This window comes from Achromobacter sp. JD417 (assembly GCF_041879325.1).
Lineage (GTDB): Bacteria > Pseudomonadota > Gammaproteobacteria > Burkholderiales > Burkholderiaceae_B > Achromobacter > Achromobacter mucicolens.
Genome location: NZ_CP087159.1, coordinates 2,262,132 through 2,288,821, shown reverse-complemented (window position 1 = coordinate 2,288,821; position 26,690 = coordinate 2,262,132). Strand labels below are relative to the sequence as shown.

The 26,690-nt window shown below is 67.8% G+C and carries 22 protein-coding genes and 1 riboswitch; of the genes, 11 read left to right on the top strand and 11 right to left on the bottom strand.

The window, feature by feature from the left end; genetic code table 11:
• Positions 1-350: 350 nt before the first annotated feature.
• Complete coding sequence (locus LN047_RS10510) at positions 351-1,802, bottom strand: sodium:solute symporter family protein (protein WP_373981707.1); 1,452 nt, start codon at positions 1,800-1,802, stop codon at positions 351-353.
• A gap of 98 nt (positions 1,803-1,900) precedes the next feature.
• Positions 1,901-2,007, bottom strand: a riboswitch (TPP riboswitch).
• A gap of 181 nt (positions 2,008-2,188) precedes the next feature.
• Here LN047_RS10510 and LN047_RS10505 point away from each other — a divergent pair.
• Complete coding sequence (locus tag LN047_RS10505) at positions 2,189-3,490, top strand: LLM class flavin-dependent oxidoreductase (protein WP_373982125.1); 1,302 nt, start codon at positions 2,189-2,191, stop codon at positions 3,488-3,490.
• Between the two features lie 118 nt (positions 3,491-3,608).
• Here the strand turns inward: LN047_RS10505 and LN047_RS10500 are convergent, their stop codons facing one another.
• Positions 3,609-4,292 carry a MarC family NAAT transporter gene (locus tag LN047_RS10500; protein ID WP_056316331.1) on the bottom strand — a complete coding sequence of 228 codons (684 nt, stop codon included), beginning with the start codon at positions 4,290-4,292 and terminating at the stop codon, positions 3,609-3,611.
• 251 nt (positions 4,293-4,543) lie between these two features.
• Between LN047_RS10500 and hutG the strand changes: the two genes are divergently transcribed.
• Together hutG and LN047_RS10490 are read left to right on the top strand one after the other, a co-directional pair.
• Positions 4,544-5,347 (top strand): N-formylglutamate deformylase, encoded by an 804-nt coding sequence (gene hutG, locus LN047_RS10495; RefSeq protein WP_373981706.1) that lies wholly within the window; start codon positions 4,544-4,546, stop codon positions 5,345-5,347.
• 33 nt (positions 5,348-5,380) lie between these two features.
• Positions 5,381-6,394: a LysR family transcriptional regulator gene (locus LN047_RS10490; RefSeq protein ID WP_334167452.1), complete on the top strand. Its 1,014-nt coding sequence runs from the start codon at positions 5,381-5,383 to the stop codon at positions 6,392-6,394.
• Positions 6,395-6,401: 7 nt separating this feature from the next.
• Here the strand turns inward: LN047_RS10490 and LN047_RS10485 are convergent, their stop codons facing one another.
• The 5 genes from LN047_RS10485 to LN047_RS10465 form a co-directional block, all read right to left on the bottom strand.
• Complete coding sequence (locus LN047_RS10485) at positions 6,402-7,334, bottom strand: electron transfer flavoprotein subunit alpha/FixB family protein (RefSeq protein ID WP_373981705.1); 933 nt, start codon at positions 7,332-7,334, stop codon at positions 6,402-6,404.
• On the bottom strand, positions 7,334-8,083 hold the full coding sequence (locus LN047_RS10480) for an electron transfer flavoprotein subunit beta/FixA family protein (protein WP_056316320.1): 750 nt from the start codon (positions 8,081-8,083) through the stop codon (positions 7,334-7,336). The genes LN047_RS10485 and LN047_RS10480 overlap by 1 nt, the downstream gene beginning before the upstream one ends.
• A gap of 68 nt (positions 8,084-8,151) precedes the next feature.
• Entirely contained in the window at positions 8,152-8,781 is a 630-nt protein-coding gene (locus LN047_RS10475; RefSeq protein ID WP_373981704.1) for a HutD family protein, read from the bottom strand.
• Positions 8,765-9,952 (bottom strand): FAD-binding oxidoreductase, encoded by a 1,188-nt coding sequence (locus LN047_RS10470; protein ID WP_056316314.1) that lies wholly within the window; start codon positions 9,950-9,952, stop codon positions 8,765-8,767. Before LN047_RS10470 ends, LN047_RS10475 begins: the two co-directional genes overlap by 17 nt.
• Positions 9,953-10,063: 111 nt before the next feature.
• Complete coding sequence (locus tag LN047_RS10465) at positions 10,064-10,957, bottom strand: AraC family transcriptional regulator N-terminal domain-containing protein (RefSeq protein WP_373981703.1); 894 nt, start codon at positions 10,955-10,957, stop codon at positions 10,064-10,066.
• A 164-nt stretch (positions 10,958-11,121) separates the two neighbouring features.
• Here LN047_RS10465 and LN047_RS10460 point away from each other — a divergent pair, with 164 nt between their 5' ends.
• The 4 genes from LN047_RS10460 to LN047_RS10445 all read left to right on the top strand — a co-directional run bounded on the left by LN047_RS10460 (position 11,122) and on the right by LN047_RS10445 (position 14,654).
• Positions 11,122-11,877 carry an SDR family oxidoreductase gene (locus tag LN047_RS10460; protein ID WP_373981702.1) on the top strand — a complete coding sequence of 252 codons (756 nt, stop codon included), beginning with the start codon at positions 11,122-11,124 and terminating at the stop codon, positions 11,875-11,877.
• A 213-nt stretch (positions 11,878-12,090) separates the two neighbouring features.
• Positions 12,091-13,089 carry an aliphatic sulfonate ABC transporter substrate-binding protein gene (locus tag LN047_RS10455; RefSeq protein ID WP_056316304.1) on the top strand — a complete coding sequence of 333 codons (999 nt, stop codon included), beginning with the start codon at positions 12,091-12,093 and terminating at the stop codon, positions 13,087-13,089.
• A gap of 18 nt (positions 13,090-13,107) precedes the next feature.
• Entirely contained in the window at positions 13,108-13,878 is a 771-nt protein-coding gene (locus tag LN047_RS10450; protein WP_056316301.1) for an ABC transporter permease, read from the top strand.
• On the top strand, positions 13,866-14,654 hold the full coding sequence (locus LN047_RS10445; RefSeq protein ID WP_226848863.1) for an ABC transporter ATP-binding protein: 789 nt from the start codon (positions 13,866-13,868) through the stop codon (positions 14,652-14,654). Before LN047_RS10450 ends, LN047_RS10445 begins: the two co-directional genes overlap by 13 nt.
• A gap of 45 nt (positions 14,655-14,699) precedes the next feature.
• On the opposite strand, the gene LN047_RS10440 is transcribed toward LN047_RS10445, so the two are convergent.
• On the bottom strand, positions 14,700-15,635 hold the full coding sequence (locus tag LN047_RS10440) for a LysR substrate-binding domain-containing protein (RefSeq protein ID WP_056316296.1): 936 nt from the start codon (positions 15,633-15,635) through the stop codon (positions 14,700-14,702).
• Between the two features lie 94 nt (positions 15,636-15,729).
• Here LN047_RS10440 and LN047_RS10435 point away from each other — a divergent pair, with 94 nt between their 5' ends.
• Both LN047_RS10435 and LN047_RS10430 read left to right on the top strand, forming a co-directional pair.
• Positions 15,730-19,341 carry an ATP-binding cassette domain-containing protein gene (locus tag LN047_RS10435; RefSeq protein ID WP_373981701.1) on the top strand — a complete coding sequence of 1,204 codons (3,612 nt, stop codon included), beginning with the start codon at positions 15,730-15,732 and terminating at the stop codon, positions 19,339-19,341.
• Positions 19,342-19,697: 356 nt separating this feature from the next.
• Positions 19,698-21,584, top strand: a complete 1,887-nt coding sequence (locus tag LN047_RS10430) for an ABC transporter ATP-binding protein (RefSeq protein ID WP_063952517.1) — start codon at positions 19,698-19,700, stop codon at positions 21,582-21,584.
• A gap of 16 nt (positions 21,585-21,600) precedes the next feature.
• Here LN047_RS10430 and LN047_RS10425 read toward each other — a convergent pair whose 3' ends face one another.
• On the bottom strand, positions 21,601-22,275 hold the full coding sequence (locus LN047_RS10425; RefSeq protein WP_226848855.1) for a DJ-1/PfpI family protein: 675 nt from the start codon (positions 22,273-22,275) through the stop codon (positions 21,601-21,603).
• A gap of 102 nt (positions 22,276-22,377) precedes the next feature.
• On the opposite strand from LN047_RS10425, the gene LN047_RS10420 reads away from it, so the two are divergent.
• Positions 22,378-23,262: a GlxA family transcriptional regulator gene (locus LN047_RS10420; RefSeq protein WP_373982124.1), complete on the top strand. Its 885-nt coding sequence runs from the start codon at positions 22,378-22,380 to the stop codon at positions 23,260-23,262.
• Positions 23,263-23,831: 569 nt separating this feature from the next.
• Here the strand turns inward: LN047_RS10420 and LN047_RS10415 are convergent.
• Positions 23,832-24,554: an SDR family NAD(P)-dependent oxidoreductase gene (locus tag LN047_RS10415; RefSeq protein ID WP_373981700.1), complete on the bottom strand. Its 723-nt coding sequence runs from the start codon at positions 24,552-24,554 to the stop codon at positions 23,832-23,834.
• The gene (locus LN047_RS10410; RefSeq protein ID WP_223575278.1) at positions 24,551-25,543 is read right to left on the bottom strand and encodes a tripartite tricarboxylate transporter substrate binding protein; all 993 of its coding nucleotides are present in this window, start codon (positions 25,541-25,543) and stop codon (positions 24,551-24,553) included. Before LN047_RS10410 ends, LN047_RS10415 begins: the two co-directional genes overlap by 4 nt.
• Positions 25,544-25,646: 103 nt before the next feature.
• On the opposite strand from LN047_RS10410, the gene LN047_RS10405 reads away from it, so the two are divergent.
• Complete coding sequence (locus LN047_RS10405; protein ID WP_373981699.1) at positions 25,647-26,687, top strand: cyclase family protein; 1,041 nt, start codon at positions 25,647-25,649, stop codon at positions 26,685-26,687.
• The last annotated feature ends 3 nt before the right edge of the window (positions 26,688-26,690 follow it).

Here is a 26,690-nt window from a genome sequence, read left to right as displayed (position 1 = left end):
GCTTCGTGTAGGCGTTGGCCGCCGTCGCTGGCGGGCCCAGAATGTTCGCCATCGGGCCGCAATGGCCGAGCGGACTCTCTTTATGCCTTTCATCAAACTTCAGCACACGTCCGAACCGCGGTATACCGCAGCGGGAGATCGCGTAGCCGAGCAAAGTCGCAGTAGCGATTTGAGCCTCTTCGACAATCCCGCCCCAGCCGTCCGGCCAAGCCGCCATACATGCCTAGGCTCGCTAATGGCAGCCATCGCTCATGAAGCCGGCCCACTAAGTGACGAGGAGGTCGAAATCTTCGATCTTGTTCGGGACAAGACGCCTGCCAAGCCCATGCCTATCCGCTAGGCCCCTCCCCTCAAACCCGCTCCTGATCCAACCTGCGCACCGCCCCGCTCAGCGTCGCAAAATCAAACTCCTTGCGCCCGCGCATCACAAGCCGGATCAGCACCGTCGTCACCACTGGCACAAACGCCGCCAGCAGGAACGATTCCAGCAGGAACACGGGCTTGTCGCCCGGTGCGGGAAAGAAGAACAGCCCGGCGACGAGGCCGGTGATGGTCGAGAGCGTGGCAGTGAAACCGTCATGCTTGCGGCTGAAAAGACCGTAGAACACCGGGAACGCGGCGGCCGAGCACAGCAGGTCGGCCAGCAGGAACAGGTACAGCACGCTGTAGCCCTGCGAGGCCACGATCATGACGGGAATGGCCATCAGCAGCACCAGCGAGCGCGCCAGGCGCTTCATGGTGCCCGCGGTGGCGTTGGGCATCAGGCGGCGCAGATCGACTGCGATGATGCTGGTCACCGCGCTGATGGCGGTGTCGGCGGTGCTCATGACCAGCGCCAGGCCCAACGGGATCAGGGCGATGACGAACCACACCGGCGCGTGCGGCATGATGACGCTGAACAGCGCAATGGAACTGTCGCCCGCCGGGGCCAGGCCGACAAACGCCAGGCCGAACAGGCCCATCAGGAATATGAACGGCGCCACCAGCACGCCGCCCAGCAGAAAGCCGTTGCGCATCGTGCGCGCGTCGCGCGCGGCGTAGATGCGTTGCCAGTTGCCCTGGTGGAAGATGCCGGTCAAGAGGATGGCGACAAAGAAGGTCAGGCCGGCTTTGACGCCCACCGGGTCGGTCACATCCAGCAGTTGCGGCGCCTTGGCCTGCAGCGCCTCGATGGTGGGCAAGGCGCCGCCGGCCGCCTGCCAGCCCACGACGCACAACACCACCAGCAGCGGCACGATGATCATCATCTGCACCTGATCGGTGAAGATCGAAGAGCGCAGCCCGCCGTAGGTGGTGTAGAGCAAGGTCGTCCCCATCACGATGGCGGCCGTGGTCCACAACGGCACGGGCGCCAGCATCGCAACCAGCTTGGCAATGGCCGTGACCTCGGCGGACAGCGCAATGAAGAGATAAAAGAGCATGATGAACAGCGCCAGGCCATACATGGGCCGGCCGTAGCGCGCCATCAGGAACTCCGTCAGCGTGTGACCGTGCGGGATAAGTTCGCGCATGCGGCGTCCCAGCGGAATCATGACCAGCCGCGGCGACATCGAGCCCAGCGCGTAGCCGATCACGGCCGCCAAGCCGCCCCAGGTGGCCGCCTGTGCGGGCGAGAAAAGAATCCAGGCGCCCAGTGTGGACGCCATCAGCGTGAGGATCGTGCCAAACGACCCCTGGCTGTTGCGCGCGACGATGTAGTCTTCAAGCGTGCTGCGCTTGCGCCGGGTGTACAGCACGCTGGCCACGGCAAAGCCGCCCGAGAACAGCAACAGCCATATCAGGGCGGTGGTTTGGGTCAACATGAAGGTCGGTCCTCCCGCGGGCGGCCTGCGGCCACACGCGTAACGCGGCGGCCCGCCGTCGGAAGGCCGCAAGATGAGTGGAATCAGGGAGGGCGCGCGAGACTTGCGGAGTCCTTCCCTTCGCCGGCATTACCCGGATCAGGTTCAAAGGGTTACCGCGTTGCCGCGGAATCTCAGCCCATGCAGGGCTCCCCCAGGAATTGCCGCAAGGTTAGGAGAGCGGCGCGGCGATGTCAACGCGCGGCGCAGGCCGGTGTGGCGGGCGAGGGTGGCTGGCAAGGGTGGCGGGCGCCCGCGCGGGTGATTTATGCTAATTTCGCCCGCTTGCGGCACCGGCGGGCGTGCCGGACGCGGCAACCGATGACGCCAAAGAAGACCTGATCGCCATGATGCACCTGAACCTGTTCATTTTCGGCTGCGGCCACCACCGCGCGGCCTGGCGCCACCCGGACTCGGCGGCAGAGCGGCTGGGGGACATCGCCTATTACGAAAGCCTGGCGCGCACGGCCGAACGCGGCAAGCTGGACGCCATCTTCTTTGCCGACGGCCAGTCGATGGACAACATCGGCGACGGTCCGCGCTGGTACCTGGAAGCGCTGACCACGATGGCGGCCATCGCCCGCGCCACCACGCACATCGGCCTGATCAGCACGGTATCCAGCACGTTCTTCACGCCTTTTCATGCGGCGCGCATGGTGGCCTCGCTGGATCACATCTCCGGCGGCCGCATGGGGTGGAACGTGGTGACGTCGATGTTCGACGCCGAAGCGCGCAACCACGGCTACGAAGCCATGCCCGGCCACGACTGGCGCTACGCGCGCGCCGAGGAGTTTGTCGACGTCGCGCTGCGGCTGTTCGACTCGTGGGACGACGACGCCCTGGCCATCGACCGCAACGGTTACTTTGGCGTGCCCGACCGCCTGCACAAGATCGATCACCACGGCGAACATTTCCTGGTGGACGGCCCGTTGACCGTGCCGCGACCGCCGCAGGGCCATCCGGTGCTGTTCCAGGCGGGCGCCTCGGACCAGGGCCGCGATCTGGCGGCGCGGCGCGCGGAAGCCATCTACGCGGTGGCCTACGACCTGCCAGCCGCGCAAGCCTATTACCGCGACATCAAGCAGCGGGTGCGGGCCGCGGGCCGCGACGCCTTTGTGCCGATCATGCCCGGGCTGGTGACCTATGTCGGCGCGACCGAAGCCGAAGCCCGCGCCAAGCAGCGCGAACTGGACGAGCTGCTGCCCGCGGACGCCTCCCTGCGACAGCTGGGCATGTTCGTCCTGCAGGATTGCTCGGGTTGGGAACTGGATGCCCCCGTGCCGCCCCTGCCCCCCTTGTCCGAGTTCAAGGGGCCCAAGGGGCGTTACGCGACGATCCTGCGCATCATCGAGACCGAACAGCCCACGGTGCGCCAGTTGCTGGGCAGGCTGGCCGCGGGCGGCGGGCACTGCACGATGGTGGGAACGCCAGAGCAGATCGCCGACCGGATGGAACACTGGTTCAGGAACGAAGGGGCCGACGGCTTCAATCTCATGCCCCCGTCACTGCCGGGCGGCATCGACGATTTCGTGGAACAGGTGGTGCCGGTGCTGCAAAAGCGCGGGCTGTTCCGTAAAGACTACGAACACGCCACGCTGCGCGGACATCTGGGCTTGGATCGGCCGGAACGGCGAATGGCGGGCAACTGAAGGGCGGGAAACTGACGGGCCGTCAACGGGACCAGAACCCGCCGGACGCCCGTCACGCACGCGATGCAGGCCCGCCCGATCGGGCCCAGGTCACGAATTCGCGGTCGGGGCCCGGCATCTACAGATTGGGGTACGTGCCCACGATCTCCAGCACGCCATTGATGACGAACTGCACCCCCATGCAGACCAGCAGAAAGCCCATGACCCGCGAGATGGCCTCGACGCCGCTCTTGCCGATCACGGCCACGATGCGGCCCGCCCAATGCAGGCAGATCCAGAACAGCAGCCCCAGCAGCGAGAAGACGATAACGGGCGCCACGGCGACCACCCAGCGCACATAGTCGGGCGCAATGGCGGAATCGACCGAGGATGCGCCGCTGATGATCATCGCGATCGTGCCCGGGCCGGCGGTGCCCGGCAGCGCCAACGGCACGAAGGCGATGTTCGGGCTTTCGCGCTCCAACGCATCGGCCGTGGCTTCGGCCTCCAGGGCGCGTGGATGGTCCGACGGAAACAGCATGCTGAAGCCGATGGTGACCACGATGAGCCCGCCCGCGATGCGCAACCCGGGGATCGAAATGCCGAAGGTGTGCATCAAGAGCGCGCCGGCGTAGTACGTCACCAGCATGATCCCGACGACATAGAACGCCGCCTGGGTCACCTGCTTCTGCCGTTCCTTGAACGGAATCTGGTTTCCGAGCGACAGCAGCAGCGTCATGGAAGTCAGCGGATTGGCCAGCGGCAGCATCAGCGCCAGACCCAGGCTGACCAGCTTGCCCAGTTGAATCAGTTCATCGATCATGAAGGCTCGCTAGAGTGTGCGAGCCATCTACTCTACCTCACCCCGCCCGGCGGTTTGCTGCCGCAAGGACACGAAGCGGGCGCGTTCCCCCGCGTCCGCGCCTTGGTCAAGGCGTTCAGCATCGCCCCGGCTAATCATCAGCATCCATTAAACTGATGCAATTCTCGCGGCGGGCCGCGCTGCCTAGCATACAAGCGCCCGCCGCCCGCGGTTCTGCCGCGGCGCATTGCCATTGCCACCCGGAGTTTCTCTTGAGCGACATCTATCACTTCAGCCGCGGCACCGCCCCGCTGCTGATCTCCATTCCCCACCTCGGCAGCCAGATTCCCGAGGCGCAACAGCCGCAAATGACGTCCGTCGCCCTGCAGTCGGGCGACACGGACTGGCACCTGGACACCCTGTATCAATTTGCCCAGGCGCTGGGCGCCTCCGTGCTGGGCGCGCGCTATTCGCGCTACGTGGTCGACCTGAACCGTCCGCCCAACGACGAAAGCCTGTATCCCGGGCAGACCAAGACCGGCCTGTGTCCCACTCAGGCGTTTCGCGGCGATGCTCTGTACCAGAACGAGGCCGTGCTGACCGACGGCGAACGCGCCCAGCGGCTGGAGGCGTACTGGAAGCCGTATCACGCCAAGCTGCGCGAAGAACTCGACCGCATCAAGGCCGAGCACGGCACGGTGCTGCTGTGGGAAGCCCACTCGATCGCCAGCGTCCTGCCCCGCCTGTTCGAAGGCAAGCTGCCGGACCTGAACATCGGCACGTCTGATGGCGCGTCGTGCGCGCCCGATATCCTGGCCGCCGTGCAAGGCCAGTTGGACGCGTGCACCGACTACTCCTGGGCCGTCAATGGCCGCTTCAAGGGCGGCTACATCACCCGCCACTACGGTGCCCCGGCGGACAACGTCCACGCCATCCAGCTCGAGATGTGCCAGTCCACCTACATGGACGAAACGTACCCGTACGGCTATCGCCCCGACCTGGCCGGCAAGGTCATCCCGGTGGTCGAAGGCATGGTGACTGCCGCGCTGCGCCAGACCACCGCGCGCCAACGCTAACCCCCCCGCCCTTCGCAGCCGGACGCCAACGCCATGACCCGCTTTTCGTTCAGCACCACGGAAAACTATCCGGAATGGAACCTGCTGCTGACCTGGGTGGCGGTCGTGGAGGCCGCGTCGGTGTCCGGCGCGGCGCGGCTGCTGGGGTTCTCGCAGGCGGCGGTGTCGCAGCGGATCAAGCAGCTTGAAGCCGCCATGTCGACCGAACTGCTGGACCGCAGCACCCGCCCGGCCCGGCCCACGCCGGCCGGCGAGCTGCTGTTCGAACACGCCGCGCAGCTGCTGGCGCAGGCCGGCGACATGACCGAGAGCGTGCGCAACCTTAGCCGGGCCAAGCGAAACATCGTGCGTTTCGGTTGCGTGGATTCCTTTGCAGGCACGTTGGGGCCCACGCTGATCCATGGCCTGTCCGGCGCGTCGCGCCAGATCCGGCTGTGGTCGGGCATCACGCCCGTGCTGGACAAGCAGCTGGAGGACCGGCAGCTGGACCTCGTCGTCACCACCAGCGCGTCCGCGGGCAAACCCAACATCCGCAAGTACAGCCTGTTCAGCGAGCCCTACGTGCTGATCGTTCCGCGCTCGATGAACATGGACCGGATCGATACGCTCAAGGAATTGGGCAAGCGCGCGCAGTTCATCCGCTACAGCGCGCGTTCGTTCATCGGCGCCGAGATCGACCGGCTGGTCGAGTCGCACGGCGTGACCATTGAACGCACCTACGAATTCGACAACACAGATCCGCTGCTCAGCCTGGTCACCGCGGGCCTGGGTTTTGGCATCAGCACGCCGCTGTGCATCTGGCAGTCGCGCCACTTTCTGGACCAGTTGCGCGTGCTGCCGCTGGCGCCCTATCTGGGCGCGGCGCGGGCCGACGATCCCAGCCTGTCGCGCACGCTGTTCCTGGCCGCGCGCCAGCAGGAAGTGGGCAAGCTGCCCTTTGAGGCCCGCGACGTGATCCTGATGGCCATGGAGCGCCTGATCCAGAAGGAACTTGCGCCGGCCCTGGGGCTGCCGCCGGCCACGCTGTGGCGCAGCCTGCGGCGTTGACGCCCGATTACGGCAGCGATGCCGTCAGCGCCGGCACGGCCTCGAACAAGTCGCCGACCAGCCCGTAGTCGGCCACGCCGAAGATCGGCGCATCGCCATCCTTGTTGATGGCCACGATGACCTTGGAATCCTTCATGCCCGCCAGATGCTGGATGGCGCCCGAGATGCCGACCGCCACGTACAGCTCCGGCGCGACGATCTTGCCGGTCTGGCCGACCTGCCAGTCGTTCGGCGCGTAGCCCGCGTCTACCGCCGCGCGCGAGGCGCCCAGAGCGGCGCCCAGCTTTTCGGCCAGCGGATCCAGCAACTTGAAGTTCTCGGCGCTGCCCAGGCCGCGTCCGCCCGAGACCACGGCGCGGGCGCCGCCCAGGTCGGGGCGTTCGGACACCGCGATCTCGCGGCTGACGAATCGCGCCAACCCGCTTCCAGCGACGGCTTCGACCGTTTCAACCGTGGCGCTGCCGCCGTCGGCGGACGCGGGGTCGAAGGCCGTGGGCCGGATGGTGGCGACGATAACCGGGTAACCGCTCTTGACCGTTGCGATGGCATTGCCGGCGTAGATGGGACGCTTGAACGTATCGGGCGCCAGCACTTCAATGACATCCGATATCTGCGCCACGTCCAGCAAGGCGGCGATGCGCGGCGCCACACCCTTGCCCTGCGCCGTCGCGGGCAGGAACAGGTGCGAGTAGCCGGGGGCAAGCGCGACCGCCTGCGCGGCCAGGGCTTCGGGCAAGCCATCGGCAAGCTGCGGCGCTTGCGCCAACAGCACCTTGTCCACCCCGGCAACGCGCGCGGCGGCGTCGGCCACGGGCTGCGCGTCCCCGCCCGCCACCAGCACGTGGACAGGCAGGCCCAGCCGGGTGGCCGCGGCGATGGTGTTGAGCGTGGCGCCGGTGAGCGCCCGATTGTCGTGTTCGGCAATAACAAGGACCGTCATCAAATCACCTTGGCTTCGTTCTTCAGTTTGTCGACCAGCGCGGCCACGTCCGCCACCTTGATGCCGGGCGCGCGCGCCGCGGGTTCCTCGACGCGCAGCGTCTGCAGGCGGGACACCGGATCCACGCCCAGCGCGTCGGGCGTCTGGACATCCAGCGGCTTCTTCTTGGCCTTCATGATGTTGGGCAGCGTGACGTAGCGCGGCTCGTTCAGGCGCAGGTCCGCCGTGACGATCGCGGGCAGGGTCAGTTCCACCACTTCCAGCCCGCCGTCGACCTCGCGCGTGACGCGCGCCGTGCCGTCGCCGATGGCGATGGCGCTGGCGTTGGTGGCCTGCGGCCAGCCCAGCAGGGCCGCCAGCATCTGGCCGGTCTGGCAGGCGTCGTCATCGATCGCCTGCTTGCCCAGGATCACCAGCGCGGGCGCTTCCTGCTCCACGACGGCGCGCAGCAGCTTGGCCACTTCCAGCGGCTGCAGCGCAGCATCCGTCTGCACCAGCACGCCACGGTCGGCGCCGATGGCCATCGCGGTGCGCAGCGTCTCTTGCGACTGGGCCGTGCCGCAGGACACGGCCACGACCTCGGCGGCAGCGCCCTGCTCTTTCAGGCGCACGGCGGCCTCGACGGCGATTTCATCGAACGGGTTCATCGACATCTTGACGTTGCCGATGTCCACGCCGCTCTGGTCGGCCTTGACGCGTACGTTGACGTTGTAGTCAACCACGCGCTTGACCGCGGCAAGTACCTTCATGGAAACACTCCTGAGTGAAAGGAATCAACGGCCGTTACCGCATCGCGGCGGAAACGGATGCAGCTTGTTCAGCCGGGGCTGGCAGCGGAGACGGCGATGGTGAGAATCACCGCGAATCCGGCGGCGGGGGTGGCCGGCAGCGGGTGGGTGTCTGGTGCGGGGACGCCCCGCCACAGCAGGTATTCGCCTGATTCCAGCTCCCCCGGAGAACCACCCCGACCGCCCGCACCCCCCGAGTCCGCGGCCACGATCAACTGCGTGACCGCGCGCCCCGCCATCGCGCCGGGCAAACCGCCCACGTCGCATCGGCCCGCCGCCACGCCCGCGCAAGTCACCGACGCCACCGCCTCGCCACGCCGGACAAAGAGGTTCAGCACGCGCACGGGTCCGCCGATCAGCGTGGACTGCAGCACATCATCGCCCCCGAACGGCGCGGGTTCGCAAGGCCGCAACGCCACCAAAACCCCTTCCCCTTGCAGCGTCACGCCTTCCCCGGACAGCACCACCGACACGCGGTCGTAGCCGGGAAAGCGCGAGTACGGACCGTCGCGCTCGATGTCGGCGATGCTGACACGCCAACGCCCGTCCGGGTCGGCCGCCAGCGTGCGCGTGACACCGCCGCCGTTCTTCCAAGGCTCGGGCGGCAGCGCCAGCCAGCTGGCGCGCTGCGGCGCGGCCAGATCAGGACACCGCGCCAAGGCCGTACTTCCCGGTCAACAACGCGCCGCGCTGAAAGCGGCCAAGTTCATAAGGCGTAAGCGACACGTCGGTCGCCAGGCCCAGCGCCTCCTGCGCCAGCACGCGGCCCACGGTGGGCGACAGCTTGAAGCCGTGGCCCGAGAAGCCAAAGCCCACGATCAGGCCCTGCACGCCGGGCACGCGGCCCAGCACGGGATTCCAGTCGGGCGTCACGTCGTAGACGCCGGTCCAGGACGACGCCAGTCCGGCCGTCTCGTAGGCCGGAAAGCGGTCCGCGACCTGGGCGCCGACTTCCGCCACGTAGTCCAGCGGAATGTCGCCCTGTTCGGCGTCGCTCTTTTGCAGCGCCTCGCCCACGACGCCCTCGCTCACCAGCATCTGGTTGCCGCCGTAGCTGCGGCAGTACAGCATGCCGGGCGACGCCAGGTCCTTGAAGACGGGCATCGAATACGTATAGGGCGCGGCGTCGCATTCCAGCGCCAGCACGGCGTGGCGCTCAGGCACGACGGGCATGGCAACGCCCGTCCAGCCAGCAAGCTCGGGCGTCCAGATGTTCTGCGTGCTGATGACCAACGGGGCGTGGTAGTCGCCTTCCGAGGTGGAAACGCCCGTCACGCGGCCGTTGTCGATAAGCAGGCGCTGGACGTTGACGTTCTCGCGGATGGTGACGCCACGGCGGCGCGCGCCGCGCGCAAAGCTGGTGGCCACCAGGTACGCGTCGGCAAAGCCCGCTTCCGGCTCGTAGCCGATCAGCGCGGCGTTGTCGAAAGACGCGATGGGCAGCAGTTCGCGGGCCTGGGCGGCGTCCAGCAATTCCAGCGCGATGCCCTGCGCCTTTTGCTGCGCCAGCGCGCCGCGCAGCGGTTCCAGCTTGTCGTCGTCGGCGGCGGTGATCAGGTAGCCGCATTTGACCAGTCCGCAGGAGGCCTCGTCGTCGCCCAGATAGCTGGCGAAATTGTTGAACACGCTCCAGGAGCGTTGGGCCAGCTCCACGTTCTCGCGCACGGAATAGTGCGTGCGCAGGATGCCGGACGACTGCGACGTGGTGCCCGCCCCGATGGTCTCGCGGTCCAGCACCAGCACGTTCTTCGCGCCGAGCTCGGCCAGGTGAAAGGCCACCGAACTGCCGATCACGCCGGCACCAATCACGATCACGTCATAACTTTTCACGACAAGGCTCCAAGGACAAGTGCCGCGAGTGTGGGCCCGGCCTTTCGGAGCCGCGGCAATATAAGCGCCGCGAATACTTAATAAAAGCGTTCTGGAAAAGCGCGCCGGATGTCAGGCGGCTGCGCTGGCGGCGGCGCGTATCGCCTCGGCATCCCTGCCCGGCGGCAGGCCGAACATCCGCCGGTATTCACGGGTGAACTGCTGCACGCTTTCATAGCCCACGGCGAACGCCGCGCTGCTGGCGGATGCGCCCTCGGCCGTCATGCGCCGGCGCGCCTCGATCAGGCGCAGTTGCTTCTGGAACTGGCGCGGCGACAGCGACGTGGCCGCGCGAAAGTGCTGATGGAACGACGATGCGCTCATGCCGGCCGCGGCCGCCAGCCGCTCGACCGGCAGCGGTTGCGCAAACTCGGCCCGCAGCAGCGCGACGGCGCGCGCGATGCGCGGGGCAGCGCCGGCCGGCCCGGCCAGCTGGCGGATTGCCTGCCCGTGGCGGCCGGCCAGCAGCCAATAGTGCATTTCGCGCACCAGCTGGGCTTGCAGAATGGGCAGCGCAGACGGCCGTTCGACCAGGCGCAGCAGACGCAGCGCGGCGTCGGCGACTTCGGCATCCGTCTGCTCCACCCGCACCGGCGCGCCGGGCTCTCCCGGCCCCAGCTTCATTTCCAGGGCCAGTTCGGCGATGACGGCCAGATCCAGATCCAGGACCAGCGACAGATATGGCTGCGCCGCGCTGGCGCGCGTGATCTGGCTGACGGTGGGCACATCGGCCGTGATCAGCAGCGAATCGCCCGCGCCGAAATCGAAGATGTCCGCACCCAGCGACACGCGCTTGGCTCCCTGCAGCACCAGGCACGCAAGCGGCCGCGAGATCGCGTGGTCCAGCCCGCTGGGCTGCACCGCGCGGATGACGGCGAGTCCCGGGATGGGGGTTTGTGCCAAACCGGCGGGCCCGGCATGGCACGCCGCGTAGCGGCTGGCGGCCGCGCGCAAGGCGTCGTTCATGGAGGATTCGCAAGAGGTTGCCACGGGGCCATCGTAATGGCTTCTCGTCTGGCCGGGCGCACATTTGGAGGATCAGGCCAACAACGTCAACGTTCAGGCAAAGGCCATCGGCGGCATCCGCCACAGAATGGAAGCCTCACCGCAAACCACCAAGGAGCCATTCCATGAGCAAGATTTCTCTCGTCACCGGATCGAGCCGCGGCCTGGGCCGCAGCGCCGCCCTGGCCCTCGCCCGCCACGGCAACGATGTCGTCATCACCTACCAAAGCCGCGAGGCGCAGGCCAACGAGGTCGTCGCCGAGGTGGAAAAACTGGGCGGCAAGGCCGTGGCGTTGCAGCTCGATGCAGGCAACGTCGCCGCGTTTCCGGATTTTGCCGCCCGCCTGCAGGCTGCGCTGGCCCGGACATGGCAGCGCGACCGCTTCGATCATCTCGTCAACAATGCCGGCCATGGCGAGATGGCGCCGATTGCCGACATGAGCGTCGAGGCCTTCGACAAGCTGGTCGATGTGCATTTCAAGGGCGTGTTCTTTCTGACGCAGCACCTGCTGCCGCTGCTGGCCGACGGCGGCCGCATCGTGAACCTGTCCAGCGGCCTGACGCGCGTGTCGGCGCCCGGCTGGGCGGCGTATGCCGCGGCCAAGGGCGCCGTCGAGGTGCTGACGGTTTACCTGGCCAAGGAGCTTGGCCACCGCGGGATCGCCGTCAACACTGTGGCGCCGGGCGCCATCGAAACGGACTTCCTGGGCGGCGCGGTGCGCGACACGCACGAGTTCAACAAGGCGTTCGCGGACATGACCGCGTTGGGACGCGTGGGCGTGCCCGACGACATCGGGCCGATGATTGCCAGCCTGCTGTCCGAAGACAACCGCTGGGTCAACGCCCAGCGCATCGAAGTCTCGGGCGGCCAGGGCATCTGACACGGGCGCCTCGGGCACGGCCGCGCGTTGCGGCCGCGCCCGCCTTTCCCTTGCTGCCTGCGGCGCGCCGATTAAGCGCCGCTGATGTTGACCATCGCCGCTCCTTATATTCATGCCGCGGCCGGATGCTCGGGCGAAAGTCTCGTCTGCCGCACCCCAGAGTGCCGGCGACATGGAATCCATCGGTCAATCTACAGACAGTAGGGGAAAAATATGAACATGAATCGCCGCGCCATGCTGGTGCGTACGGCCGCGCTTGCGGGCGCCAGCGCCCTGGGCTTTCCGATGATCGGCCGCGCCGCGGGCGCGTCCTACACCTATGGCGGCTCCGCGTGGCTGGGCCATTACTCCGCCTACATCGCCATGAAGACGGGGCTGTTCGCCAAGCAGGGCCTGGACATCAAGTGGCAGAGCTTTGCCACGTCGTCCGACCGCATGAGCGCGGTGATGGCCGGCAACATCGATCTGGCGGGCACCGGCGTGGTGTCGTCGCTGGCGCTGATGGCCGCGGGCGCGCGCCAGTTCCAGGTCATCGCCACCCCGAACAACTTCGGCCGCGCCGAGGGCGTGCTGGTGCGCGAGAACGTCAAGTCGGTGGCCGACCTGAAGGGCAAGAAGATCGGCGTCACCTACGCCTCCAGCGCCCACGTGCTGCTGCTGGACGTGCTGCGCCAGGCCGGTCTGAACCCCGACCGCGACGTGGCCATCATCAACCTGCCGGCCACCAACCTGCTGTCGGCCTACCAGGGCGGGCAGATCGACGCCGCCGTGGCGTGGACGCCGGCCTTTGACCGCATCAAGGCCGTGCCGGGCACGCATGTGCTGCTGGACGATACGGCGTTCTCGCTCTACAAGCAGTACGCCATCACCCCGGGTCCCGATGTGCTGCTGACCCATGCCAAGCTGGGCAAGGAGAACCCCGAGGCCGTGCGCAAGTTCCTCACGGCGGTGTTCCAGGCCAATGCGATGCTGACGAACCAGCCCGAGGAGGCCGCGGGCGTGCTGCTGGAGCTGACGGGTCTGTCCAAGGACGAGCAGCTTGCGGTCATCAAGCAGACGCAGTGGTATTCGGCCGAGGACCAGAAAGCGCTGATGATCGAACCGGGCAACTTCGTGAACGGCATGCAGAAACTGGCCGAGATGCTGGTGTCGCTCAAGCAGATCGACCGCGCGCCGGCCGTCAAGGACTGGGTCCAGTCCGCGTATCTCTGAACCCGGGACATTCTGCCTATGTCCGCACGTTCTTCTTCACGCGAAACACGCCTGCTCTGGGTCAGCGTGTTTTCGCTGCTCGGTTTTCTGTTGCTGTGGGAGGGGCTGTGCCGCGCCGGCGCGGTCGATCCCATTTTCCTGCCCGCGCCGTCCCAGGTCCTGGCGCGGGCGCTGTCCATGTCCGACCAGGGCACGCTGTTCTACAACGTGCTGGCCTCGACGCGCCGCGTCATGGTGGGCTTTCTGGCCGCGGTGATCGTCGCGATTCCGCTGGGCATTTTGCTGGGCACCTCGAAGGTGGCGCGCGCCGTCTTCGATCCCATCATCTCGTTCCTGCGCCCGCTGCCGTCCATGAGCTGGATTCCGCTGTCGCTGCTGTGGTTCGGCATTACCGAAACGCAGAAGTACAGCATCGTCTTCATGGGTTCCTTCGTGCCCGCCTTGCTTTACGTGATGGAAGCCTCGCGCAGCATCGATCCGGTGCTGGTGCGCGCCGCGCGCAACCTGGGCGCCAACCGCTGGCAGGTCATGCGCGAGGTGCTGTTTCCGGGCTGTCTGCCGCAGATCCTGTCGGGCATGAAGATCATCCTGGGCCTGTCCTGGACCTGCGTAATCTCGGCGGAACTGGTGGCGTCCAAGGAAGGCCTGGGGTTCATGATCATGAACGGCAAGGAATTCTTCCAGACCGACACGGTGGTGCTGGGCATGGTGCTGATCAGTTTCACCGTGCTGGTGACCGATCTGTGTTTGCGGCTTCTTGAACGGTGGGTGCTGGCATGGCAGCGATAAACGACACGATGATCCGGCTGACGGACGTCTCCAAGGCCTACGGCGACGTGCCCGTGCTGGACAAGGTGAACCTGGAGGTCAAGCGCGGAGAATTCCTGGTGCTGCTGGGCGCCTCGGGCTGCGGCAAGTCGACGCTGCTGAACCTGATGGCCGGCTTCATCACGCCCAACACCGGATCGGTGCAGATCAACGGCAGAGAGGTCACCGACGTGACCGCCGCGTGCGGCATGGTGTTCCAGCAGTACGCGCTGTTTCCGTGGCGCACGGTCCAGGAAAACGTGGAGTTCGGCCTGAAGATGCGGGGCATGTCCCGCCAGGAACGCGCGCCGATTGCCCGCCGTTTCATCGAGATGGTGGGACTGAAGCACGCGGCGGACAAGTATCCGCATGCGTTGTCGGGCGGGATGAAGCAGCGCGTGTCGATCGCGCGCGTGCTGGCCAACGACCCGGACGTGATGCTGTTCGACGAGCCCTTCGCCGCGCTGGACGCGATGACGCGGCAGGTGCTGCAAGACCAGCTGTTGTCGATCTACGAGCAGAGCGGCAAGACCATCGTCTTCATCACGCACTCCATCGACGAGGCGCTGACCCTGTCGACGCGCATGGCCGTCATGGGATCCAAGCCCGGCCGCATCGTGCAGGACATCCAGAACGACCTGCCGCATCCGCGCAGCGCCGACGTGCAGTTGTCGCCCCGCTTCGTGGAACTGAAGCGTGCCATCTGGGAGCGCGTGCAGGAGGAAGTCACGCGCAGCATGGAGCTGGCGGCCGACTAATGGCGGGGGGGTCCGATGGGTGCCCCGCCCTTCCCCCACGCCCTGCTACGCGCGGCGGCCTTCCTCGGCCAGGAACTCCACCAGCGCCGGCAACGAAGGATCCATCGGCCGGTTGGCGTGGATGCGCATCACATAGCCCCACGAACCCGCCATGCGCAGGTGGGGCGCCAACGGCACCAGCCGGCCGCTCGCCAGGTCTTCGTCGATGAGCGGCGCGCGGCCCAGCGCGATGCCGACGCCCGCCGCCGCGGCGGCCACCACGGTGCTCAGGCCGCTCAGCACCATCGGGTCCTGCCAGTCGTCCGGGGCCAGGCCCAGCCTGGGACGCCACGTGCGCCAGTCGGTCTCGGGGCTGTCGATGTGCTTTTCCTCCAGCCAGCGATGACGCAGGAACACGCCCGGATCGTTGCGCTCGGCCTCGGGCACCAGCGCCGGGCTGCACACCGGCACCACGGTTTCGGTCATGAGCGGGATGTCGCCGGGCGCGGCGATGTGCGGTCCCATCGCGCGCACGTGCAGGAAGGCCAGATCGATGTCCTGGGTTTTCCAGGCCGGATCCTGGCTGGCGTGCAGATACACCTGGATGTCGATGTCCGGATGCAGTTCGATGAACCGCCCGATGCGCGGCGCCAGCCACAGCGCGGCCAGCGACGGGTTGGCGGACACGTTCAACGTATAGCGCCGCTTGCCGCGGGCGCTGGCCCGGACATTGCGGCAGGCCGTCTCCAATAGGGTCAAGGCCTGTTGTACGGATGCCAGCAGCGCGGCGCCCGCTTCCGTGGTCTCGGCGCGCCGCACGGTGCCGCCCCGGCGCAGCAGCGGCGCCCCCAGATCGGCCTCAAGCGCCCGCAACTGATGGCTGACGGCGCTTTTCGTGACGTTCAGCTCTGCGGCAGCGCGGCTCAGGCTGCCCAGCCGGGCCACGGCTTCGAAGGCGCGCAAGGCGGCCAGCGGCGGAGTGCGGGTGGAGGCGTCGGACATCGGTTGAGTTTATCTCAACCCTTGATTGAAAATTCATCGCTTTCGCATGCAGGCCGGATCGGGGACCATGCAGGCTCTGGATGGAGTAATGGCTATGTATTTCGATTCGAGGCTGTGGCGCCTGACCGAGGGTCTGCGCGCCGGCATGGCGGGCGGCATCTTTCTGGGCCTGCTGGCCCTGGCAGCCGGGATTGCACGCTACGTGTTCCTGGGCCAGTTGCTGGCCCGCGTGTTCGACGGTGCGCCGTGGCAGGACTGGGCGGCGCCCGCGCTGTGCGTGGCGGCCATGGTGCTGCTGCGCGCGTTCCTGGACGACTGGCGCACGGTGCAGGCCAACCGCACGTCGGCCGCCATCCAGCACACGCTGCGCGCGCGCCTCTACGACCGCATCGTCGCGCTGGGGCCAGCGTGGTTCGCCAACCAGCGCACCGGCGGCGTCATGCTCACCGTGGTGGACGGCGTCGAACAGTTGCAGACGTTCTTTGGACAGTACCTGCCGCAGGTCGCCATCGCCGCGGCCGCGCCGTTCGCGATCTTTGCCGTCATCGCATTCTGGGACGTGCCGACCGCCCTGGTGTTCCTGGCCGCGGCGCTGTTCGCGCTGTTCGGGCCGATGGCGGTGCACATGCTGGACCGGCGCGCCAGCCTGGCGCGCAGCCGGTCGCTGAACGAATTTGGCGAAGAATTCCTGGACGCCGTGCAGGGCCTGCCCACGCTCAAGTCATATGGCCAGGGCAAGGCCTGGGGCGAACGGCTGGCCGCCCGCGCGCGCAGCCTGTCGGAGAACACCTTCTGGGTCCTGTCCGTCAGCCTGCTCACGCGCGGCATCAGCGACCTGGGCGTGGCGCTGGGCGCCGCGCTGGCGCTGACGCTGGGCGCGTGGCGCGTCGCCGCCGGCGACATGAGCGTCGAGGCGCTGCTGATCGTGCTGATGGCGGGCACCGAGATCTTCCGGCCGCTGCGCGACCTGCGCGCGGTGCTGCACCGGGGCATGCTGGGCCAGTCGGCCGCCGCCAGCATCCACGCGCTGATGGACGCCCAACCGCTGACGCCCGCCCCGGACACCGCCGTGGAAGCGGGCGCCGTGCGAGCGGACGCCGCCCGCCTGGCGCCCACCATCGAATTCGACGACGTGGCGTTTTCGTATACGCCCGAACGCGCTGCCCACCAGGGCCTGGCATTTCGCATCGCGGCGGGCGAGCGGGTTGGCGTGGTCGGCCCCAGCGGCGCGGGCAAGTCCACCATCGTGCGGCTGCTGCTGCGCGAATGCGTGCCGCAAGGTGGCGTGGTGCGGATCGGCGGACACGACATCAACACGCTGGACACGCAGTTCCTGCTGTCGCACTTTGCGCTGGTCAGCCAGGACATCACGCTGTTTCACGGCACCATCGACGACAACCTGCGGCTGGGCCGCCCAGACGCCACCCAGGACGAAGTGCGCGCGGCTGCGCGCGCCGCCAACATCGACGACTTCATCATGGCGCTGCCCGACGGCTACGCCACGCGCATCGGCGAACGCGGCTTGCAGTTGTCGGGCGGCCAGCGCCAGCGCGTGGCGATCGCCCGGGCCTTGCTGCGCGATGCGCCCATCCTGATCCTGGACGAGGCGCTGTCGTCGGTGGACACCGAGAACGAGGCGCTGATCCAGCAGGCGCTTGACCGTCTGATGGCCGGCCGCACGACGCTCATCCTGGCCCACCGCCTGGCCAGCGTGATCGGCGCCGACCGCATCCTGGTCCTGGACCAGGGCCGCGTGGCGGAATCGGGCCCCCATGCCGCACTGATGCGCCAAGGCGGGCTGTACCACCGGCTGATGCACGAACAGGCCGCCGCGCATCGGAATCCCGCGGCGGGCACGATGCCCGCCGCGCGGCCCGACACGGCGCCGGCGGCTGTGCCAGACGACGGCAACGGCCAGGGCCCCGCCCTGCGCTCGCTGGACGCCGACGCCGATCAGGTCGGCTGGCGCGCCACGCTGGGCACGCTGCTGTCGGTGGTGCGGCCGTGGCGCGGCACGCTGATTGCGACCATCCTGCTGGGCGTGGCACGCGTTGCCGCCTTCATCGGCGTGGGCGTGTTCAGCGCCCTCATCGTGGCCGCCATCCGCGATGGCCGCGAGACCGGCGCGCTGGTCGCTGGCCTATTGATCGCCGCGCCGCTGGCCGCCCTTTTCCACTGGCTGGAGTCGTGGCTGGCGCACGCGATGGCCTATCAGCTGCTTGCCGACATGCGCGTCAAGCTCTACGACAAGCTCGAACGGCTGGCGCCCGCCTATCTGCTGCAGCGCCGCTCCGGCGACCTGGTGGCGCTGGCCACCCAAGACGTGGAGATGGTGGAGTATTTCTACGCGCACACCATCGCGCCGGCCATCGTGTCGGTACTGGTGCCGCTGTCCGTGCTGGGCTTTCTGGGGTTCTACAGCTGGCCGGTCGCGCTGGCGCTGCTGCCCTTCCTGGCCTACGCGCTGCTGTCGCCGGTGCGCGGCCGCCAGCGCGTGGACGCCCTGGGCGACAAGGCGCGCCAGGCATTGGGCGAAATGAGCGCCCACACCACCGACACCATCCAGGGCCTGGCGGACCTGACCGCCTTCCAGGCCACGGGCCGGCGCCGCGACCAGTTCCTGAAGGTCGCTGACCATTACCGCGCGCGGCGTCTTGCCATTCTGCGCGACCTGTCGCGCCAGACCGCCTGGTTCGAAACCGCGATGGGCCTGGGCGGCCTTGCCGTGGCGGTCGTGGGCGCGTTGCAGGTGCAGGCGGGCGCGCTGTCCGCCGGCATGCTGCCCCTGCTGGTGCTGATTGCGCTGGCCACGTTCCTGCCGGTGTCGGAGATCTCGCAGGTCAGCCGGCAGTTGGCCGACACCATCGCCGCCACGCGCCGCCTGCACGTGGTGGCCAACGAACCCGAACCGGTCGTGGACGGCCCCCTGCCCGCGCCGGTGGCGGCCCATGGCCTGTCGCTCGCCTTCGATCGCGTCAGTTTTGCCTATCCCGGCAAGCGCCAGGACACCCTGCACGACCTCAGCTTCACCGTGCCGGCCGGCGCCACGGTGGCGATCGTGGGCGCCTCGGGCGCCGGCAAGAGCACGGTGGCCAGTCTGCTGTTGCGCTTCTGGGACCCGCGCGAAGGCGCGGTCAAGCTGGACGGCGTGGACGTGCGCCAGCTCAGGCTCGACGGCCTGCGCGAGCGCGTGGCGCTGGTGACGCAGGACACCTACCTGTTCAACGACACGCTCGAAGGCAACATCCGGCTGGCCCGCCCCGAGGCCAGCCGCGAAGACCTGATGCGCGCGCTGGAACAGGCGGCGCTGGCCGACTTCGTCAAGCGCCTGCCCGAGGGTCTGGCCACGCGCGTGGGCGAACGCGGCATGCAGTTGTCGGGCGGCCAGCGCCAACGCATCTCGATCGCCCGCGCCTTCCTGAAGAACGCGCCGGTGCTGATTCTGGACGAGGCCACCTCGCACCTGGACACGCTATCGGAAATGCAGGTGCGCGGCGCGCTGGACGTGCTGATGCGCCACCGCACGACGCTCGTGATTGCGCATCGGCTGTCCACCATCCGTGACGCCGATCTGATCCTGGTGCTGGACCGCGGCACGCTGGCCGAGTCCGGCACGCATGACCAGCTGCTGCGCAAGCAAGGCGTGTATGCGCGGCTGGCAAGCCATCAGGGCGGCTATGCGGCCGCGGCGTCGCAGGCCGGCTAGCGCCGCGTTGAAAAAAACCGACAGCCCCTTCCGTCCCCTCGCACGGCCCGTTGATTCGCCTACATCACTTCGATAGAATCGGCAATTCGGGCCGTTGCCCATTCTTTTTTTCCCCTCACCCACCGACAGGGAGGCTGCATGATGTACCCCATGCCGAACGCCGTCCCGCGCGTGTCCCCGCGACGCCATTAAGTCGTCGCCCGCGCGGGCCCGTCGCCAGTTCCCTATCTGGCGACCGGTCCGCCGTGCCTATCTGAACCCTTGAACGCAGTGGCCAGCGCCCAACAGGCGCCCGGCGTGTTTTCCCCTCTTTCCTTACAAGGAACCTGGCGCGTTCGTCCCGCCAGACCATGGCAATGGCTAGAAAAAAAATCGACTTTCGAGGACAGGCCTTCAAGGATGTCCTGGGCTTTACCTTCCGTTATTGGGGCCGGCAACCCTTGCGCATCGTGGTTATCGTGGCGCTAGCCCTGCTGTCCGCCGTGGCCGACGTGCTGACGCCGATGTACGCCGGCCGTCTTGTCGACGCCGTGGCGTCGGGCGCGGCCGGCGACCAGCTTGCCTGGAATGCCGCCATCACGGCCTTCTGGCTGCTGGTCGCGCTGGGCGTGGGCGGCACGCTGCTGCGCCAGGCCGTCTTCCAGAACATCATCACCTTCACGCTGAAGATGATGAACGGCATCGCCTCCAACGCGTTCTACCGCGTGCAGCGGTTTTCCACCGACTGGCATGCCAACAGCTTCGCCGGCTCGACGGTGCGCAAGATCACGCGCGGCATGTGGGCGGTGGACCTCTTGAACGACACGCTGCTGGTGGCGCTGCTGCCGTCGGTCGTCATGCTGGTGGGCGCCACCGCCCTCTTGGGCGCGCACTGGCCGCTGATGGGGCTGGTGGTGGGCCTGGGCTCGGTGTTGTACATCGCCGTCACCGCCACGCTGTCGCTGGCCTATGTGGCGCCCGCGGCGCGCCTGGGCAACGCCTGGGACACGCGCATGGGCGGCGCGCTGGCCGACGCCGTCAGCTGCAACGCCGTGGTCAAGGCCTTTGGCGCGGAGACGCGTGAGGAAGCGCGCCTTGACCGGGTCATCGACAAGTGGCGCCGGCGCACGCGCCGCACCTGGATCCGCGCCACGTTCAACGGCGGCATCCAGGGCGCGATGCTGGTGGCCATGCAGGCGTCCATCCTGGGCGCGTCGCTGCTGCTGTGGTCGCGCAACCAGGCCAGCGTGGGCGACATCACGTTCACGCTGACCATGTTCTTCGTCCTGCAGGGCTATCTGCGCGACGTCGGCATGCACATCCGCAACCTGCAGCGGTCGGTCAACGACATGGAGGAACTGGTGTCGCTGGAAAAGCAGCCGCTTGGCGTGGAAGACCGGCCGGGCGCGGGCGCCATCGCCGTGACCGCGGGCGAGATCCGCTTCGAGGACGTGACGTTCCGCTACGGGTCGCACCACACCGCGCTGTACGACCGGTTCTCGGTGCGGATCGCGCCGGGCGAACGCGTGGGCCTGGTCGGCCACTCGGGTTCCGGCAAGACCACCTTCATCAAGCTGATCCAGCGCCTGTATGACGTGAACGGCGGGCGCATCACTATCGACGGACAGGACATCGCCCAGGTAAAGCAGGCGTCGCTGCGCAGCCAGATCGCCATCGTGCAGCAGGAGCCCGTCCTGTTTCACCGGACGCTGGCGGAGAACATCGCCTACGCGCGGCCCGGTGCGTCGCAGGCCGACATCGAACAGGCGGCCCGGCTGGCCAGCGCGCATGACTTCATCATGGCGCTGCCCAAGGGCTACGACACGCTGGTGGGCGAACGCGGCGTCAAGCTGTCCGGCGGCGAACGCCAGCGCGTGGCCATTGCGCGCGCATTCCTGGCCGACGCGCCCATCCTGATCCTGGACGAAGCCACGTCCAGCCTGGACAGCGAAAGCGAGGTGCTGATCCAGCGCGCGATGGACCGCCTGATGGAAGGCCGCACGACGCTGGTCGTGGCGCACCGCCTGTCGACGGTCCGCGCGCTGGACCGCCTCTTGGTCATGGACCATGGCCGCGTGATCGAGGAAGGCAGCCATGACGCGCTGATCCGCCTGAAGGGCGGCCTGTACCGGCGCCTGTTCGAGCGTCAGGCGTTGGAGCTGACGAAGGGCCTGGATCCGGCCGAACTCCTGGAAGACGGCGCCGTTCCCCCGCCCGCGCAGGCGGACGACGTGGACGCTGCCTCGTTCGCCTTCGGAAAGTGATGCTGGCGCGGCGCGGTCAGGGCATGGCCGCCGCCGCCCTGTCCACCGCCGCGCGGCGCCGCTCGAAACGCGCCTGCGACATCGCCAGATAGCGTTCCACGATCGCCGGGTCCGACGTCTTCGGCGTGCCGCCCGGGAACGGCGGCTTCGGGTCGTACTCGATTTGCAACTGGATCAGCTTGGCGACGTCCTCGCCGCAGAGTGCCGCCACCACCTTCAACCCCATGTCGATCCCCGACGTCACGCCGCCCGCGGTGAACACGTTGCCATCCACGCACAGGCGCTCGTCGCTCGGCGTGGCCCCGAAACGGGACAGCAGTTCCCGCGCGCGCCAGTGACTGGACGCCCGCTTGCCCCGCAGCAACCCGGCCGCGCCCAGCAGCAAGGAACCCGTGCAGATGCCAAACAGATACTTGGCGCCCTGCCCTTGCCGGCGTGTGAAATCCACCCATTCTGGGTCGACGATGGCGTCATCCGTGCCCGGACCGCCCGGCACCACCAGCAAGTCGCAAGGCTGCGCCGACGCGATCGTCTGCGTGGGCACGAAGCACAATCCCCGGTCGCAACGCACCGGTTCCATCGTTTTTGCGACAAAATCCACCGTAAATCCCGGCGCGTTCGCCAGCACTTCGTACGGCCCGGTCATATCAAGCTGGGTCAGCCCTTCGAACAAGACGATATTCACCTTCATGACGATGCTCCCATGGAAACGCCAGAACCCAGCATAGGCGAACGCGCCACGCACGGCGCGCCAGAATGCGCGCCAAATGCGCCAATCGCGCCACAACGCGTCATGTTCGTGCTGTACGACGGTTTCCAGCCGCTTGACCTGGCCGGACCGTGGCAGGCCTTCAGCTCGGCCAACGAAGAGTCGGGCCGCCAGCTGTACGCCCTGCACACCATCGCGGCGACGCCCATCGTCGCCACGTGGGAACAGGGGCTGCGCATGCAGGTCGACGGCACCTTCGAGGCCGACGGCGATGCGCCCATCGACATGCTGCTCGTGCCCGGCGGCCCCGGCGTCGACCGGGCCGCGGCGCACGGCGAAACGCGCGCCTGGCTGCGGCGGCGCGACGCCGGCACGCGCCGCACCAGCAGCGTCTGCACCGGCGCGTTCGTACTGGCGGCGGCCGGACTGCTGGACGGCCGCGCGGTCACCACACACTGGCGCTCGGCCGACCGGCTGCGCCAGCTTTACCCCGGCCTGCGCGTCGACGACGACCGCATCTTCATCGAAAGCGGCAAATACTGGACGTCAGCCGGCGTCACGGCCGGCATCGACTTGGCGCTGGCGCTCATCGAGCGCGACTTCGGCGCCGCGCTGTCCCAACAGGTCGCGCGCCGCCTCGTCGTCTTCATGCGCCGCAACGGCGACCAGCGCCAATACAGCCAGACGCTGCGGCTGCAAGACCGCGTGGCCGCGCCGTTTCGCGAACTAATCGAAAAAATGGAAGCGCGGCTATCGGCCCGCTGGTCGGTGGACGACATGGCAGACGCCTGCCAGATGTCGCGCCGCACCTTCCAACGCAAGTTCGCGGCCCACTTCGGCGTCGCGCCCACCGAAGTCCTGCGGCGCCTGCGCGAGGAGCGTGCCGACGCCTTGGAGAGCGCCGGCAAGATGACAAGGAAGGCCGTCGAGCAACACGTGGGCCCGGTGCCCAAGCGCCCCCGGCAATAACGGCAAGGCCGCGTGAGATCGTCGTAGGCCGCCCGACGTTGCGGTCCCCGTGGTCGGGGCAGCACCTCTGCACGGCCACCGATCGTCCGCCGCTGCCGGTGTCTGACACCCTTGGTAGATGAACTTGGTATGAAGCGAATCTCACCAGGGTGTCAGACACTTCGGACAGAGTGTCAAACACCAGTAGCAGAAGCAGCCACACGCGGAGCGCCATCGCGACGACGCAAGACGCAGCGTAAGTCCACGAAGGCCGCCCGCGCGGCCGCCCGGGGGCGGGCCCCGCAAGATGCTTCTCTTCCAAACGACTGCGTGCAAGAACCTTAAGAACCCGACTCGCCCCGGCACCCGTAAAGATTCAACCGTAGAGCCCGGTGCGGCGTGGGCCTGGGGTGGGCGGGGCGTTTAGATGCGCCCGGCGGAAACCGAAGGGAGCCGAAGGCGTACGAGGTTGAGCGCGGGGCAGTCCGGAGCGAAGGCTCCGGACCGCAATCGGAGCCCCGCCCGCCCCAGGCCCACGCCGCGCCGGGCGCCTAAAGAACCCAATCCATTACCAGCAATAGCACTCCAATCTATCCCACCAACCCCACCGACATCCCCCCACAAACAAAAAGCACCTGCCCCGTCACAAACCCGGCACGCGGATCCAGGAACATCGACACGGTATGCGCCACCTCATCCGGCTGGCCGACCCGCCCCACGGGAATCGCCGCCTCCAGCGCCAGCGTCTTCGGCGCACCCGGCGGATTGGATTGATTGAACAGCTCGGTCGCGACCGGCCCCGGCGCCACGGTGTTCACCGTGATGCCATCGCCCGCCAGCTCCAGCGCCCAGGTCCGAGTCATGCCCGCCAGCCCGGCTTTGGACGCCCCATACACCGACCGCCCGCCCTTGCCCAGCGCGGCCCGGCTGCCGATGTTCACCACGCGCCCATACTTCGCCTGCCGCATCCCTGGCAGCAGCGCCTGCATCAGCAGGATCGGCGCGGTCAGGTTCAGCGCCATCGTGCGCGCCAGTTCCTCTTGCGTGATGTCCTCGATGTTGGCGACCTGGATCATGCCCGCGTTGTTGACCAGATTCAGCACCGGCTGCCGCGCCGCAAGCTCGCGGGCGGCGGCAATGGTTGCGGCCGCGTCGCACAGGTCCACCGACCGGAACGTTTCCCCCGGCAGCAGCGTCTTGGGCGACGTACGGCTGAAATTGACGACCTGAAAGCCGTCTTGGATCAGGCGCGCCACGATGGCGCGGCCGATTCCCCGGCTGGCGCCAGTGACGAGAGCGATGCGTGGGTTCATTGCGCCTTGATTCCCTGGTCTTTGATGAGTCCGCCCCACTTCTTGCGTTCGGCGGCTTCGAATGCGGCAAGATCCGCGCCGAACAGCGTCCCCGGCTTGGCGCCCATGGTGGCGAAGTTGGCGGCGATGGCCGGCGTCTGCAACCCGCTGCGCGCGGCGGCGATCAACTGGTCGACGACCGGCTGGGGCGTATTGCGCGGCGCGTACAGCGCGAACCACGCCGTCACGTCAAAACCCGGCAGCCCCGACTCGGCAACCGTGGGCAAGTCCGGCACCGACGGATCCCGCGCGGCCGAGGTCACGGCCACCCCGCGCACCAGATTGCCGTCCTTGATCTGCGCCAGCGCGCCCGGCAGGTTGTCGAACAGCAGGTCCACCTGCCCGCCCGCCACCGCCGGCAGCGAGGCCGACGAGCCCTTGAACGGCACGTGCAGCATCGTCACCCCGGCCATGGCCTCGAAGTACGCGCCGGTCAGGTGCACGGACGAGCCGATGCCCGGCGATGCGTACGTCAGTTTCTTGTCCGGCGACTGCTTGGCGGCCCGGATCACGTCCGCCACCGTCTTGTACGGCGACTTGGCGCTCACCGCGATGACGTTTGGCGTGGTCGACACCAGCGCGATCGGCACCAGGTCGCGTTCGGGATCGAACGGCATGTTGCTGTAGAGAAACTGATTGATCGTCTGCGTGCCGATCGTGCCCAGTCCCAGCGTGTAGCCGTCCGGCTTGGCTCGGGCCACGTACGCCATGCCGATATTGCCGCCCGCCCCCGGCTTGTTCTCGACCAGCACCGTCTGCTTCAGGCCGGGCTGCAACGCGTTGGCGATGGCGCGGCCAAAGAGGTCTGCGCCGCCTCCGGGCGGATACGGCACGACGACGGTCACGGGATGCTCGGGATAGCCCGCTGCGTGGGCTGCGGGTAGCGCCAGAACGGCCAGCGCGGCAAGGGCAATGCGCCATCCGGCGCGCGGCTGCGGCAAATGCGTCATGGTCTCGTCTCCTATCGAACCCGCTGATTGCGGATTTCTTTTTAAAGTACGTAAATACGTACTATATTCATAAGAACATAGAAAACCGACAGGAGACAAGCAGATGAAACGCTGGACGCAACGCCCCGAAGGTTCCACCTGGGGCGACTTCGGCCCCGACGACGAACTGGGCCGCCTGAACCTCCTGACCGAGGAAAAGGTGCTGCAGGCGGTGCGCGAAGTGCAAGCCGGCAAGGTCTTCTGCCTGTCGCTGCCGCTGGATCTGCCCGGCGGCAACGTCCTCAATCCCCGCCGTCACGCGCCCACGCTCAAGCCCACCTTCCGCGAGGGCACGCCTTATTTGAACTTCGCCATGTCGCAGGTGCAGCCCGAGGCGGTCGACGTGCTGTCGGACGATCAGGTCACCCTGTCCATGCAGTACTCCACGCAATGGGACGGCCTGTGCCACGTGGGCGCGATGTTCGACATCCAGGGAGACGGCCAGGCGCGCCGCGTCTACTACAACGGCTACGCAGCCGGCGTGGACGTGTTTGGCGGCGCGGATCCCGACAACGCGCAAGCCCCCTGCTGCCCGCCGGGCGGCTCCTTTGCGCGCAAGCTCAGCGTCAGCCGCTACGCCGAAAAAGGCATGCAGGGCCGCGGCGTGCTGGTCGATCTGGCCCGCGCGTTTGGCCCCGGCCGCACCCTCGTCGGCCATGACCAGCTACAGGCTGCCATGCGCGAGCAGGACGCCGTGCCCGAGGCCGGCGACATGCTGGTGCTGCGGACCGGATTCGCCGAAGCCATCGTGGCCATGAACGGCCAGCCCGATCCGCACAAGCTTGAGGAAACCGGCGCGGTGCTGGACGGGTCCGACCCCGCTCTGCTCGACTGGATCACGCAGTCCGGCATTGCGGCGATCTGCGCCGACAACTATGCCGTGGAGGCCTATCCCGCGCGCACCACCGGCCCGGGCCACTCCATTCTGCCGCTGCACCATCATTGCCTGTTCAAGCTGGGGGTGCCGCTGGCCGAGCTGTGGTACCTGAAGGACCTGGCCGACTGGCTTCACGCCCACGGCCGCAGCCGGTTCCTGCTGACCGCCCCGCCCTTGCGCATGCCCGGCGCGGTGGGTTCGCCCGTGACACCCATTGCCACGGTGTAAGCC